The sequence below is a fragment of the Rhodococcus sp. PBTS 1 genome (genome assembly GCF_001620025.1).
Taxonomy (GTDB): domain Bacteria; phylum Actinomycetota; class Actinomycetes; order Mycobacteriales; family Mycobacteriaceae; genus Rhodococcoides; species Rhodococcoides kroppenstedtii.
The window spans coordinates 976,890-990,540 of record NZ_CP015219.1; the positions used below are offsets into that span (position 1 = coordinate 976,890).

Sequence of the window (13,651 nt, forward strand, 5' to 3'; positions counted from 1 at the left end):
ACAACAGGCCGGTGCGGCACGATCGAGCCCATGACGCCCTGCACCGTCGACCACGGTGATCTTCTACCGCCCGGGTGGACGTACTTCGACAGGGAGCAGGACGACGAGGCGTGGTCACGGTTCCGGGCCGCGTTCGGCGCCCTCCGGCCAGGTCTGCACGCCGACGCCTGGCCGGCGATCACCGAGCCGACACCGTCGGTGACGTTCGACCTTCGGTTCGACGCAACCACCGTGCCCGGTGTTGGAGCGGAAGTGTGTCGAGGTCGATGAACTCGCCTGGATCCGCGGGCGCAGCTGATCAGGCAGAAGGGCGATGGATAGTTCTGCTGACGAGTGTCAGTTGGTCGATGGCCACCAGGACTGGTGGTGCGACCAGGCCGTGCTCCCGCTCGCGCGGAAGCTCCGCTAGCATCGCCCGCCCGTTGGCGTCGACCAGCCACACCAGCGGGACGGGTGAGGCATCGACGTCGGTGAAGCTGAACCATGACGCCGGTCGCGACGGCGCTGCTATAGCGGCGACCAGCCGACGGAGATCCCCTGACCGATGTTCCTCGATCACCTCCATTCCCGCCGAAGTGATGTCGCCTTGCAAGCACAGCACGACGTCCACTGGAACGAACGTAGGGGGAATTGTCCCGGCAGCAGGAAGGGGTGAAGCGTTCGACCGGGGGCCACTGGTCAACGCGGCAGCTACGCCGGGAGCTACGCAGGTCGGTTCTGAAACAAGGGAAGCGGGCTCACGGGGAATGATGCGCAGGTATCTGTCGTACCAGTATGGCGACGACACGACGGCCGCCACGAGGGCTACTTTCAACAGCCCGGGCACCCACCAGAGCCGGCTTCTCACCGACCGACTCACGTCCACGAGTCGAGTCTATGGCGCAAAGGCCTCGGAGAGACTGGTCAGGCTGATCCGCATGCTGTGGATTCGAGACTGTTGCTGCCCGTCGAACCGGGTGTAATCACCCATGGAGGGAATCGGGGACCTCTTGGCGGCGCCCACTAATGAGCAGCGATCGGCGATTACCTCCGACCTCCGGTCACCGGGTGGTTTCGGTTGTGGCGCAGGGTCATGACAAGCGGGGGCAGCACGCAGCCACCGAGCGCGACAATGGCGGAGATTGAAAGCGCCCAGCCTGGTCGCATGTCCCACAGGACGTCCAAGAGCTGCCACGCCCCAGCAAGAATCGCGACGGCCCCCAGGAGTCGGCGTCGCAAGACGCCCCGTGACGGACGTACGGCGAACCGCCCGAACAGGATCGGCAGCCGGAAACCCCGATTCGACTGTGAAATTTCCAGGTTCGAACGCACGGTCAGCGTCTGCCCGAGTGCGAGGAGGACTCCAGCGATCGCGAGACCACTCATCGGATAATCTCTTCCCTCCCTCCTCAGTGATGGAGAAGCTCGTAATCCGATAGTAGATGCCGACCTTGGTCCCGGTGATGTCCCGCCGGTCCCGCGGCGTGCGTAACGAGTTGTCCGATAAGGTACGCATTCCGGTTCGTCGTAAAGAACATGCGGTGCGTCCGCCCCTCGCCATAGGCTCCCGACATGTCATCTGCCAGGGGAGTGTTCGACCCGACCGACGGTGACCTGTTCGCAGCGCAGCGACAGCAGTTCGATTGGTGCCTCCTGCAGAACGCGTTCGTACGCCGCTACGACACACCGTTTCAGCTCGGCAGCGCCTGTACCCGTTTGAAGAACCTCGGGTACCTCGTTCACCGGTTGGATGCCGACGGATGGGGCAGCATCGCCGACATGCACGCCGCGCTGGCGGACGCGATGTCGTTCCCCAGCTACTACGGGGCCAATTCGGACGCGTTCAAGGATGTTCTGCGCGACGTGGCCCAGTTTGACTACGGCAGTGACCCGGACAGCACCGGCACGGTTGTCGCGATCGGCGGCTTCGACACCGTCGTCGAGCTCGATCCACATACCGCGCACACGATGCTCGATGCCTTTGCGAAACAGGCACGCCTGGCGGCGCTGTACACGCACCCGATGCTGTGTCTCGTCCACGCGGCCACACCGAACCTGCCCGCGGTCGGCGGTATGCCCGTGTACCGCGGCCCGGTGTGGGACGTCGAACCCTTCCCACCGTGGCCGTTCGACCGTGGCGACATCCTTGAGCTGGAGTACCAGGTCTATGCGGACGGCCGTGGGATAGAGGACTACGTCCAAACGTTGCGGGAGGTCTTGGGTGGCACGCTGGACGCAGTCGAGCGATGTCAGATCAGCGACCCCGTTCTGGCGTCGGAGAGGGCGGCCGCTCTGAACGCCGCCCACCGGCCCGTTCCGCCCCCGGAGAACACACAGTTGTGGGTCGTCGCGGTCGGTGTTCGAGGTCAAGCGCTCAACAACGATCGAACAGGAGTCGGGAATTGGTGGCACTAAGAGCGATATCGGTGGGTTGGGTTCTGTTGGGTGCAGTGACAACCGCGTACATGCTCATAGTCGGCAACTACCCACTGCTTCAAATTTCGAGCTGTGAGGTGTTTGACACCGGGTTGGATTGCGATGAGTCGCTATTCGACTATTTCGGTTTCAGCTACATTGCAATTATGGTGCTGGTGGTTGCTCTCTGTGTGACAGCGGCACTACGTGTCGACAAGCGAACTTCCAACGCAGTTTCGGCAGCTCTCGCAATACTCTGGCTCATCGGCGTCGGCGGAACGCTTTCGGGTGGCGCGCCGAACGTCGTCAACATACTTGGTTTCATACTACCTACGGTGGCGCTGGCCTTTGTCCTGTCCATCATGCGAAGCCTGCAATCGGAATGACGCCGAATTAGACCACCGGGTCGGTCGCTGCACAAGGGCCGCGGCTTCTCAGGGCTGCTGCTCCGTGCTTCGTCAATCAGAGGCGGAGAATGGTTCACATCCGAGTCATTCTGAGGCCGTCGTAGCCAACACAGTCAGCCCTGCCCGTGCGCGGTCGGGTCCGTGTCGCCGTATCCATTCCGCCAGGAACTGCGAAAGTGGCTGCCCCAACCATAGGACGATGCGCTCGCGCAACCCCTCGTCCGTTCCTTCCAGCAGTGGAGCGAGCCTGGAGTCGCCACCCTCGGGTGGCACCCACACGTTCACGCGGACGTCGGATCCGACCGTCATGTCCGTTGTGGGAAGGAGGTATGTGCGACCGACGTAGTCGGCAATCGTTCGCGGGCTGATACGGGGCGGGACTCCCCTGACCACGGCTCCGGACTCGGTGGCCACGATCGTGGAGGCGAGGTCGAAGTCTGTGGGCTGCCCGTCGACGTAGGACTGGAGGTCGCCGCGAGCGACCGCACCGGAAGCGACACACAGGTCGAGGTGGTCGGTGTCGATGGGCTCGTTCGTCAACGCGCGGTCCATGGCGTAGGCGACGGCTTTGGCAGTGAACGCAATTCGTGCGCCACCCCGATGAATCGACCCGTTGAGCAGGTCCCACGGTACCGGCGGACCTGTCCCCGAGACCGCGTCGGCGGCGGCCCGGCCGAGTCCCGTCAGGGCGACTCGCGTGTTTTCTGGCGAGTCCGCTCCGTCATCCCATGTGCCCCCGTTGCCGTGAAAGCTGAAGAGCGGGAATTGGAGGCGAACGGGTAGTGCCAGGGTGGTGAGAGCCGTGTGCACGGAATCGACGCTGCCGCCGCCTCCCCTCATTCTCAGAACGCGTTCGATCACGTCGAGAGTGGAGGCGCGTGGCTTCGCCGATGCGACCGCGCCGAGCAGGTCCGCTTCGAGGGCGACAAGCCCGGACGGACCCAGTGGTAAAGGGGGTTCCGGGAAGGAAGCGGACACGTCGGAGATCATCGCCCCACGCTAGAAGCTCGTGATGCGGCAGCGGCACCTCCCGTCGCACCGGCGTGTCGAGCGCGACTGCGGACGGCGTTTTTGTCTCGTCTCCGGCTAGTGCTCGTTCACCGACGTGTCGTCGGGGTCTACGGGGTGAGGTGCGGCTGGAACCCATTCACGCAAGGGCTGCAGAACGTCTGCGTAGAAGGAGTCGACGGCGCAGGTGACGCTGTGCACGAAACCGGAGCCCATTCCCGACCTCTTGGTGCCCATGGTGGAGCTGCACTGCAGCGTGAACGTGTCCAACGTGCCGCTGCCACGGGCAGTCAACTTCTTGGGGTCCGATTGCACCACGTCGAGCCGTTCACACGGCGGTGGGAAACGCAGCGCCTGATGGTGTGCGCAGGTGCTACGTGGGGGCGGTCGGCGGCGCCGTGTTGGTGTTGCCCTGCCGGCAACCCCCGTTCGTCTGCAGACACACCGCCTTGTCCCGAGGCAAGATCGAGCTCATGCCCGTCGAACGCCAACTGCCCAACCCCGCCGAACTGCGCGAGCTGCTGTCCTTCAAGAAGCCGGATCTGCACCCGCGCCGCCGTCGGCTGAATGCTGCTCTCACCATCGAGGACCTCCGCAAGATCGCCAAGCGGCGTACTCCGCGGGCCGCCTTCGACTACACCGACGGCGCGGCCGACGCGGAGATCTCGTTGTCCCGAGCACGACAAGCATTCCGCGACATCGAGTTCCACCCGTCGATCCTGCGTGACGTCTCCCGAGTCGACACCTCGACCACCGTCTTCGGCGGTCCCTCGTCCCTCCCGTTCGGTATCGCACCGACCGGGTTCACCCGCCTCATGCAGACCGAGGGCGAAGTCGCGGGGGCCGGTGCCGCGGGGGCCGCCGGCATCCCCTTCTGCCTGTCCACTCTCGGAACCACCTCGATCGAGGACGTACGCGCAGCCAACCCGACGGGCCGAAACTGGTTCCAGCTCTACGTCATGAGGGAACGCGACATTTCCTTCGGGCTCGTCGAGCGAGCCGCCCGCGCCGGCTTCGACACGCTGCTGTTCACCGTCGACACCCCCGTCGCCGGAGCGCGACTGCGCGACAAGCGCAACGGGTTCTCCATCCCTCCGCAACTGACGGCGTCGACCATCGCCAACGCGATCCCGCGGCCGTGGTGGTGGTGGGACTTCCTCACCACCGCCAAGCTGGAATTCGCATCCCTGTCGACGACCGGGGGAACGGTGGGCGAGCTTCTGAACTCCGCCATGGACCCGAGCATCTCCTTCGCCGATCTCGACGTGATCCGCAGCATCTGGCCGGGCAAGATCGTCGTCAAGGGCGTTCAGTCCGTGGCGGATTCGGTCGAGCTTGCCGAGCGCGGGGTCGACGGCATCATCCTGTCGAACCACGGTGGGCGCCAGCTCGATCGAGCGCCCGTGCCCTTCCATCTCCTGCCGTCGGTGGTGCGAGAGGTCGGGCCGGACTTCGAGGTCGCCGTCGACACGGGCATCATGCACGGCGCCGACATCGTCGCCTCGATCGCGATGGGAGCGTCGTTCACCCTGGTCGGTCGGGCCTACCTGTACGGCCTGATGGGCGGCGGCCGCGCGGGCGTCGACCGCATGATCGACATCCTGCGCGAGGAGATCGTCCGCACCATGCAACTGCTGCAGGTGAACTCGCTCGCCGACCTGACCCCGGAGCACGTCACGCAGCTCACTCGGCTGGTTCCGAGGGATTCGGCAGGACGGGCCGCATCGACGCTCGAGGCCCCCTGACCAGACATGCACACCGTCGGTGAGGACGGGGTCAGCGGCGATCCGCCACCACCGGAGGCGGGAAGTCGGGAGTCGAGGTGCTTCCGTCGGGTCGTGCTGCGATGCGTCGGGGGTCGTCCGCGTCGAGGGCGTCGATGGGGACACGTATCGGGTGCGACGAGGTCCCGGCGACGACGTACTTCTGCCCGGGTCGCATCTGGGCTGCCTGCTCGGTGGTCTCGTCCTTCGTGACCGGCGACGGTTCCTCGAGGGCGTCGCGCACGATTCTGCGCGGGTCGTACTGGCGCAGGTTCACCGACTCCCACTCCGAGCGCCGCAGGGGCATGCCGAGGTCCTGCTCCGCCGCAGCGCGGGTGGTGTCGACGAACTGTCTCAGGCTGCGGACACTTCGGGCGAGGTGTCGGGCGTAGTCCGGCAGGCGGGCGGGCCCGAGGACGACGCCGGCGATGACAGCGACGAGGAACAGCTTCTCGAGGGTCAGACCGAACATGCCGGATCTCCTACGGGTGTCGGGTCGGTGGGTGTCACGGCGCGGGTGCGTCGTTGGATTCGGTTGTCGCGCAGAGTGGTGACGGCGACGGCGGCGCCGAAGAGTGCCGACATGGGGAGCGCGACGAGGAACATCGACATCACGTCCGCGGCGGGGGTAACGAGTGCGCTGAACACGACGATGACGATGACGATGACGCGCCAACTGCGTCGCAGCCGGTGTGCGGACAAGACACCGAGGACATTGAGCGTCACCACGATCACCGGCAGCACGAAGGCGATCCCGGTGGCGAGGACGATCTTCATGACGAAATCGACGTAGTACGACGCGTCGAGGATGGTGCTGTCCTGGTCGGACGAAAACCCCGCCAGGACGGTGACCATGCGGGGGAAGAGGAGCAGCCCGAAGGTGCAGCCGGCGACGAAGAGCGGCACCGCGGCCGCGGAGAACCCCAGGACGTACGTCTTCTCCCGCCAGGTGAAACCGGGGGTCAGATAGGCGAGGAGTTCCCGCAACCAGATCGGGCTTGAGAGGACGACGCCGGCAACGAGTGCGATCCGCACGTGCAGATCGAAGGCGCCGGTGACGGTGTCGTAGTTCAAGCTGGCCTGACGGGACTGTGCGAGTTCCTCCACGGGGGCGCGGAGAACGTCCAGTACCTGATCGGCGAGAACGAAGCCGAGGATCAGAGCGACCGTGAAGGCCACCGCCGCGCGGGTCGCGCGACGGCGTGCCTCGGTGACGTGCCCGGCGAGCGGCATGGTGCCGCGCGCGGCGGTGGCTGCGGTCACGACGCGTGTCGGATCGGAACCGGCGCACCGTCGTCGGCGGTCGGGTCGGCCGATGTCACGCGCTCCGTTGGGGCGGTGGACGTGTCGCGTGCTTCGTCCTTGAGTATGCGCAGCGACTGGCCGACTCCCTTGGCGAGGGAGGGGAGCTTGGTGGAGCCGAAGACGAGCAGCAGGATCGCGAGGACGATCAGCGCGTGCCAGCCGGTCAGGTTGTGCAACATGGTGTTTCCTTGGGGTGTCGTGGGGTGGGGTCAGGGGGTCGGGGCGACGGGCGGGCCGCCGGCGGGGGGAGTGCCACCGCCCATCGGAGGCATTCCGCCGCCGGGTCCACCGCCGCCGGGCGCTGCGCCGACGGTCGGTTCCGTGGTGGTGTCGACGGCGACGGCGAGGGACCCGACGTAGCCGGCGGCGGGGTCGCCGGTGAAAGTGCCCATCTGCAGGTCGTATCCGTCGCCGAACACGTTGTCGTCGTCGAGAGTCCCGATTCGAGCGAGGTTGGACGCCGATCCCGGGTAGGTGTCGAGCTGGTAGACCGCGTCGAGCATGTCCCGGGGGAAGGCGACCTGCGAGGTGGCGATCGCGTTGTCGGCCGTGGTGGCGGAGGCGACGTCCGGGTAGACCTCGAAATGGATGTGCGTCCACCGGCCGGAATAGCAACCGGGAACAATGGTGTCGACGGTGACGGTGCCGGCGGCGTCGGCGACCTGGACGCCGCGCAGGTACGTCTCGTCCTCTGCGCCTTCGGAATACATCGAGTAGAGACCGGCGGCGTCGCACTGCCAGAGATACACGGCCACGCCCTCGAACGGCCGGTTGCCGTTCGCGAGGTCGGTGACGGTGAACGTCATCGACAGCGGTACTCCCGCCACGGTGGTGCCGCCGTCGAGACTCGAGGTGATGTCGGAGCGCACGATTCCCGATTCCTCGAGGATGTTCACGCCGTTGCTGCCGTCGGCGGGGTAGGGGCCGTTGGTCTCGTCGGGGATCTCCGTGCCGGCGGTCGCGGCGGTCGTGGCCGACGATGCGGTGGACGCCGTCGAGGCACCGGACGAGTTCGAGCACGCCGCCAGGGCCAACGCGCCGGCGCCCGCGCCGAGGATGCTCAGAACGCGGCGGCGGCTGATCAGGGTGGTGACGTCGAACCCGGCGCCCTGGTCCACGACGTCCTCACCCGGGCGGGGGAGCAGGCGTCCGTCGTAGGCGGGTCCGTCGGGGGTGTTCGTGGGGGTGGGAACGGTCATGTCGGTAACTCCTGGTCGTCTCGGTCGATCTCGTCGATGCGATCGATACTTCCGGGGTGACCATGGAGGACCCTGACCCTCCGCTGTGAGGTTCCCGGGAGCGGTCGACGCCGACCGGTGAGGTGGGAATCGGCGCACAGGAGGTCGAGCGACCACCTCGTCCGTCGGAGAATCGTGCGCACCGGGTTGCACCCGTCGAGCCAGATTCTCGGTGTACTGCCCGGGGCCTACCTCGGGCCGATCACTGCGGCGTTCCTGGTGGCCGCCGTGGTCGACGGCCGCGCCGGTCTGCGTGCATAGGGGAGGAGGCTGTGGCACCACCTTCGACATCGACGACTACGTCTTCCGCGCGCTCGAAGCCGGCGTCGCGGGACGGGCACTCGATCTCCTCACCGCGCGGGAGCGGGAGATTCTGCTCCTCCTGGCCGAAGGGATGTCGAACGAGGAGATCGCTGCCGCGTTGGTCGTCGAGGTGGGTACGGTCAAATCCCATCTCGCCCGGCTACTTCCGAAACTGGGAGTGCGGTCGCGACTGCAGGCGGCGGTGTGGGCGTATCGACATCACGTGGTCACCGTGGACGACCCCCGGCCCTGAGACGCCTGGGTCGACCCCATGTCCGCCGCAGGGCCAGTTGCGTGAGCGGCGTGACGGCGAGCGCCACCGCGAGTCCCACGAAGAAAGCCAGGATCACGTTGTCCTGCAGCGCTTGTCCGCCGAGATAGCCGGCCATGACGATGTAGATGCTCCAGGTGAGCACCGCGATCGCGGTGTAGGGACCGAAGATGCGCCACGGCAGCCTGCTGATCCCGGCGCTCAGCGTGACGACGTAGCGCCCGACCGGAATGTATCGCGACGTGACGAGTGTCAGCCCGGGGCGGTCGGCGAGTTGTGTGCCCACCCAGTCGAGAGTTCGTCGACGACGCGTGCCGGGTGGTAGGCGTCGCAACACGGGATCGACGAGCGCGCGACCGGCGAAGTAGGGCACGAGATCCCCGCCGAACGCCCCGAGTGCCGTCGCGGCGACGACGAGCATTACGTTCGCGTCCCCGTTCGCCGCGGCGATTCCGGCGACGACGAGGAACGGTTCACTGGGAATCGCGGGCAGAAACGAATCCAGGAACGACACGACGAGCAGAATCACGTAGAGCCACGGGGACAGCACGAGTGCCTCCGCGGCGGCGAGCCAATCCATCATCGTCGGGGGCTCAGGTCCGGTCCTGGAGGGCAACATCATCGGAGGAGACGAAACGGTGGACCTCCTCGACGAAACGGCGCGGGCGCTCGATGTGCGGCCAGTGCCCGGTGTGGGCGAACCGCACCTCGTCCGCCGACGGGACGCGAGACAGGAACGTCTCGACGTCCTCCGGTGGGGACAGGGCGTCGCCGTCGCCCCGCAGGATCCGAGTGCGGCACCGCACCTGCTCGAGATCGCGGCCGGGATCGCGAGTCACGGCGGAGACCAGGGCCGGGAACGTGGCGGGTGCGCCCAGATCGTGCATCGTGGCGCGTACGACCTCGGTGTCGAGCAGGTCCGGCCGGGCGACGAAGCCGCCCAACAACGCTCGGCGCAGGCGCTCCGACTCGGCGACGAACCGGGCGGCCGACGAAGGCACCGGGAATCCCACCATCGCGGATTCGGCGACCAGGGTGGCGACCGAGCGCGGGTTTCGCCGGAACGTGGCGACCGGGCGCCGGCCGAGGTGGACCAGCGAGAGAATCGGTCCGCCGGTGATGATCAGTCCACCCAACCGCGACGGGTGCCGCACGGCCGCGCGCGTCCCCACCAGGGAGCCCATCGAATGGCCCACCACCACGGGTGCGTCGACGTCGAGTGCGTCGCACAGATCGACGACCGAGTCGCCCAGTCCGTCGAACGTGACGTGGCGACGCGAGAACTGCGATGCGCCGAACCCCGGAAGGTCGACCGCGATCACACGATAGTGCTCCGACAACGCCGGAAAGAGGTGTGCGAACCACCGCCACCCGGCCGAGATGCCGTGCAGCAGAACGAGCGTCGGCGCATTCTCGCGTGGGAGGTCGACGCAGCTCACCGGGGTGGAGGCTGTCTCCACGACGCGAACGTGGTCCTCCCACCGGCTCGCCGGCAACGCACCGGGAAGGCGTTCGCCGTATCCGTCCCACACGTCAGCGCCGCCCCCCACTGCACACCTCCACACGCCCCGAAACCGGACCGTCATCGTTGCGCGTCGTTGATTCGAAGTCAACGGGCGCTGGGCTCAATACAGGTAGTCGACGATCGAGGGCAGTGAGGCGGCGCAGCGCACCTCGACGTACGCATGCTGCAACCTGCTCGTAGCCGGGCGCGCTGCGCGCCGGGCCCGAAGGGGTGCGACAAATAAGCACCTATTGTCATCTTCGGATACGCGTGGTTTAGTTCTGTCACCAGGAGCAGAACTCATCACCGAGGCGGTAGTCGTCATGCGCGTTCGCGACACGATCATCACGAAGGCTCAGGCCGTGGTTCCGATGGAACGTCAGATCCAGGGACTGCATCTGTGGCAGCGCGCCAAGCGCCTCGTGGTCGACGACGGGCAACCGCACTTCACCGAGTCCCCGCTTCCCGACGTCGCGGGCCTCGATCTGACCGACATCGACGTCAGTGACCCGTTCCTGTGGCGTCAGGGGGCGTGGGAGTCCTACTTCCGTCGTCTGCGCGACGAATCGCCCGTCCACTACCGGGCCGACAGTGCGTTCGGGCCGTTCTGGTCGGTGACCCGGTACGACGACATCGTCCGCGTCGACAAGGACTTCGAGACGTTCTCGGCCGAACCGCAGATCATCCTCGGTGCGCCGCCGGAAGGTCTGGACATCGAGATGTTCATCGCCATGGATCCGCCGCGTCACGATCAGCAGCGTGCCGCGGTCCAGGGAGTGGTCGCACCCCAGAACCTGGAGGAGATGGAGGGGCTCATCCGCTCCCGCGTCGCGGAAGTCCTCGACGAACTCCCGGTGGGTGAGCCCTTCGACTGGGTCGACCGCGTCAGCATCGAGCTGACGTCCCGCATGCTCGCCACACTGCTGGATTTCCCGTACGACGAGCGTCGCAAGCTGGTGGAGTGGACCGACCTGGTCGCGGCGAGCGCGTCCGCGACGGGCGGGTCCACGGACACCGATGCGTCGTACCGGGCGGCGGCGGAGGCGGCCCGCAGCTTCAGTGCGCTCTGGCACGACAAGGCCGCACGGCTGGCCGCCGGGGAGACGCCGGGGTACGACCTCATCACCCTCATGCAACTGTCCGAGGACACGAAGGACCTCATCGACCGACCGATGGAGTTCCTGGGCAACATCGTGCTGCTCGTGGTCGGCGGCAACGACACCACCCGCAACTCGATGACCGGCGGACTGCTGGCCCTGAACCGGTTCCCCGAGCAGTTCGACCGCCTCCGTGAGAACCCCGCGCTCGTCCCGAAGATGGTGCACGAGATTTTGCGGTGGCAAACGCCGCTGGCGTACATGCGTCGCGTCGCCACCCGCGACACCGTTCTGAACGGTCAATTCATTCGCAAGGGCGACAAGGTCGTCATGTGGTACGCCTCGGCCAACCGGGACGAGCGCACGTTCGAGAACCCCGACGACTTCGTCATCGACCGGCGCAACGCCCGCCATCACCTCGCGTTCGGCATCGGGACGCACCGGTGCATGGGAAGTCGACTGGCCGAGATGCAGCTGCGCATCCTGTGGGAGGAACTGCTGACGCGCTTCGACGACATCGAGGTGGTGGAGGAGCCGACGCGGGTGCAGTCCAACTTCGTCCGCGGCTACGGCTCGATGTCGGTGGTGCTCACTCCGAAGGGTGGCGAGCGCCGGCAGTACGGCACCTGGCGTGAACGCAATGCCACGAAGGCCGACCGCAACAGCACCACGCCCGACGCGGGTGGGTCCACGGCGAGCGCACCCGCACCGGAGGTCCCGCGCGGCGGGCGCAGCGCCGAACGGACGCAACTCGACCTGCGCGTGACGGGACGGCGAGCGGTCGCGGAAGGCGTCGTCGAACTCACGCTCACCGACGCCGGCGGCGGCTCGCTCCCGCCCTGGACCCCTGGCGCCCACGTCGAACTGACGCTGAAGCCCGGTCTGGTCCGGCACTACTCGCTGTGCGGGGACCTCGCAGATCGGTCGTCGTGGACTGTGGCCGTCCTACGGGAACCGGACGGCCGCGGCGGATCGGCGCACGTGCACGACGAGCTGGTCGAAGGCGCCACCCTCCGGGCCCGCGGTCCGATCGACAATTTCGCGCTGGTTCCCGCGTCGCGCTACCTCTTCCTCGCCGGCGGTATCGGCATCACGCCGATCCGCGCGATGATCGCCGCGGCGCGGTCCGCCGGGGCCGAGTGGAACCTGGTGTACGTCGGCCGGTCTCGGTCGTCGATGGCGTTTCTCGACGAGTTCGACGGCGACGATCGGGTGACCGTCTGGGCCAAGGACGAGCGCGGCGAACGCCTCGATCTGGACACGGTGCTGGGCGAGCCGCGCCCGGACACCCTCGTCTACTGCTGCGGACCGGCTGCTCTTCTCGACGCCGTCGAGACGCGGTGCACCCCGTGGCCGGGGGAGATCCTGCACCTCGAGCGCTTCGCGGCCCGGACCGTCGCTGTGCCCGACGGCGCCCTGGACTCGTTCGAGGTCGAATGCGCGCGGACGGGCGTGACCGTCACCGTCGCCGACGGCGCGACGATCTTCGACGCGGTCGAGCAGGCCGGCGCCGACGTCATCGGATCCTGCATGGAAGGCATCTGCGGCACCTGCGAGGCCGACGTCCTGAGCGGGACGCCCGATCACCGCGATTCCGTGCTCTCCCGCGCCGAGCGCGAGCGAGGTGACACCGTGATGACGTGCGTGTCGCGATCGCTGTCGTCCAAGCTGGTTCTCGACCTCTAGGACACCGAAACGGGATGCGCAGCAGTGGCTCTGGGGCGAATCACTCGAAGCTGCGGACCACCCGATCGATGCGGTCGACCGCCTCGTCGACGTCCACGGTCGGCTGCACGAGGTGGCTCAGCGTCAGTCGGACCACGCAGTCGACCAGTGCCTCGGACGCCCGATCGCCGACGAGTGCGCGCACGGCAGCGCTCGCTTGACCCAGCACGGCATCGGGGTTGACGGTGACCATCGCGAGCAGGCCGGAATCGTGTCCCGGACGCAGGACGGCGGCCAGGGCGGCGTTGGATCGGCCGTGGTCGAGGACGCCTCGCACCGCCGCCGAGATGCCGTCCTCGAAGCTGTCGGGGTGTGCGGCGAACCCGCTGCCGACCTGTTCGAGGAAACGGCCGACCTCCCGATCGACCACGGCGCGTCCGAGCTCGGTGCGGGTGCCCACCTCCTTGTAGAGGCTCTGGCGGGGGACTCCGGAGCGCTTGGCGACCTCGGTCATGCTGAGAGCGTCCCAGCCCCGTTCGGTGATGATCTCCACCGAGGCGTCGAGAACCCGTTCGAGTCGCAGGGCCCGCAGTTCGGAGTAGAAGTCGGGCGCGGTCACGCCCGTGAGCCTAGGTCAGAACCCGTGCGCCGCCACTCGTGGACTCGGGCTCGGTTCCGTTCCGTCGGATCGGGAAA

16 protein-coding genes are annotated in these 13,651 nt (G+C 67.2%); 7 read left to right on the forward strand and 9 right to left on the reverse strand.

Annotated features, from left to right (window positions below; all coding sequences use genetic code 11):
• The first annotated feature begins 30 nt into the window (after positions 1–30).
• Positions 31–270 (forward strand): DUF2716 domain-containing protein, encoded by a 240-nt coding sequence (locus A3Q40_RS04390; protein ID WP_068099970.1) that lies wholly within the window; start codon positions 31–33, stop codon positions 268–270.
• Between the two features lie 28 nt (positions 271–298).
• Here A3Q40_RS04390 and A3Q40_RS04395 read toward each other — a convergent pair whose 3' ends face one another.
• The gene (locus A3Q40_RS04395; protein WP_068099972.1) at positions 299–610 is read right to left on the reverse strand and encodes a hypothetical protein; all 312 of its coding nucleotides are present in this window, start codon (positions 608–610) and stop codon (positions 299–301) included.
• Between the two features lie 941 nt (positions 611–1,551).
• On the opposite strand from A3Q40_RS04395, the gene A3Q40_RS04405 reads away from it, so the two are divergent.
• Both A3Q40_RS04405 and A3Q40_RS20120 read left to right on the forward strand, forming a co-directional pair.
• A complete protein-coding gene (locus tag A3Q40_RS04405; protein WP_235606443.1) occupies positions 1,552–2,394 on the forward strand; it encodes a barstar family protein in 843 nt (280 codons plus the stop codon).
• 11 nt (positions 2,395–2,405) lie between these two features.
• A complete protein-coding gene (locus A3Q40_RS20120; protein ID WP_157889503.1) occupies positions 2,406–2,780 on the forward strand; it encodes a hypothetical protein in 375 nt (124 codons plus the stop codon).
• Between the two features lie 105 nt (positions 2,781–2,885).
• Here A3Q40_RS20120 and A3Q40_RS20125 read toward each other — a convergent pair whose 3' ends face one another.
• Positions 2,886–3,791 (reverse strand): hypothetical protein, encoded by a 906-nt coding sequence (locus A3Q40_RS20125; protein ID WP_157889504.1) that lies wholly within the window; start codon positions 3,789–3,791, stop codon positions 2,886–2,888.
• Positions 3,792–4,282: 491 nt separating this feature from the next.
• Here A3Q40_RS20125 and A3Q40_RS04420 point away from each other — a divergent pair, with 491 nt between their 5' ends.
• Positions 4,283–5,554, forward strand: coding sequence for an alpha-hydroxy acid oxidase (locus tag A3Q40_RS04420; RefSeq protein WP_068099983.1), 1,272 nt, complete (start codon positions 4,283–4,285; stop codon positions 5,552–5,554).
• Positions 5,555–5,585: 31 nt separating this feature from the next.
• On the opposite strand, the gene A3Q40_RS04425 is transcribed toward A3Q40_RS04420, so the two are convergent.
• The 4 genes from A3Q40_RS04425 to A3Q40_RS04440 are packed head-to-tail and all read right to left on the reverse strand — an operon-like array spanning position 5,586 to position 8,076.
• Positions 5,586–6,044 (reverse strand): twin-arginine translocase TatA/TatE family subunit, encoded by a 459-nt coding sequence (locus tag A3Q40_RS04425; protein WP_069972900.1) that lies wholly within the window; start codon positions 6,042–6,044, stop codon positions 5,586–5,588.
• Complete coding sequence (tatC, locus tag A3Q40_RS04430) at positions 6,032–6,835, reverse strand: twin-arginine translocase subunit TatC (protein ID WP_235606444.1); 804 nt, start codon at positions 6,833–6,835, stop codon at positions 6,032–6,034. Before tatC ends, A3Q40_RS04425 begins: the two co-directional genes overlap by 13 nt.
• Positions 6,832–7,056: a twin-arginine translocase TatA/TatE family subunit gene (locus A3Q40_RS04435; protein ID WP_068099985.1), complete on the reverse strand. Its 225-nt coding sequence runs from the start codon at positions 7,054–7,056 to the stop codon at positions 6,832–6,834. Before A3Q40_RS04435 ends, tatC begins: the two co-directional genes overlap by 4 nt.
• 30 nt (positions 7,057–7,086) lie before the next feature.
• Complete coding sequence (locus A3Q40_RS04440) at positions 7,087–8,076, reverse strand: intradiol ring-cleavage dioxygenase (protein WP_068099987.1); 990 nt, start codon at positions 8,074–8,076, stop codon at positions 7,087–7,089.
• A gap of 174 nt (positions 8,077–8,250) precedes the next feature.
• On the opposite strand from A3Q40_RS04440, the gene A3Q40_RS20980 reads away from it, so the two are divergent.
• Positions 8,251–8,376, forward strand: a complete 126-nt coding sequence (locus tag A3Q40_RS20980; protein ID WP_256365929.1) for a hypothetical protein — start codon at positions 8,251–8,253, stop codon at positions 8,374–8,376.
• Positions 8,369–8,671: a response regulator transcription factor gene (locus tag A3Q40_RS19705; RefSeq protein ID WP_235606445.1), complete on the forward strand. Its 303-nt coding sequence runs from the start codon at positions 8,369–8,371 to the stop codon at positions 8,669–8,671. Before A3Q40_RS20980 ends, A3Q40_RS19705 begins: the two co-directional genes overlap by 8 nt.
• Here the strand turns inward: A3Q40_RS19705 and A3Q40_RS04450 are convergent.
• Both A3Q40_RS04450 and A3Q40_RS04455 read right to left on the reverse strand, forming a co-directional pair.
• Positions 8,646–9,272: a DedA family protein gene (locus tag A3Q40_RS04450; RefSeq protein ID WP_069972901.1), complete on the reverse strand. Its 627-nt coding sequence runs from the start codon at positions 9,270–9,272 to the stop codon at positions 8,646–8,648. The two genes, A3Q40_RS19705 and A3Q40_RS04450, sit on opposite strands and share 26 nt — an antisense overlap.
• 10 nt (positions 9,273–9,282) lie before the next feature.
• Positions 9,283–10,239, reverse strand: a complete 957-nt coding sequence (locus A3Q40_RS04455; protein WP_068099991.1) for an alpha/beta fold hydrolase — start codon at positions 10,237–10,239, stop codon at positions 9,283–9,285.
• 277 nt (positions 10,240–10,516) lie between these two features.
• Here A3Q40_RS04455 and A3Q40_RS04460 point away from each other — a divergent pair, with 277 nt between their 5' ends.
• On the forward strand, positions 10,517–12,976 hold the full coding sequence (locus A3Q40_RS04460; RefSeq protein ID WP_068099992.1) for a cytochrome P450/oxidoreductase: 2,460 nt from the start codon (positions 10,517–10,519) through the stop codon (positions 12,974–12,976).
• Between the two features lie 40 nt (positions 12,977–13,016).
• Here A3Q40_RS04460 and A3Q40_RS04465 read toward each other — a convergent pair whose 3' ends face one another.
• A complete protein-coding gene (locus A3Q40_RS04465; protein ID WP_068099994.1) occupies positions 13,017–13,574 on the reverse strand; it encodes a TetR family transcriptional regulator in 558 nt (185 codons plus the stop codon).
• Positions 13,575–13,651 lie beyond the last annotated feature (77 nt).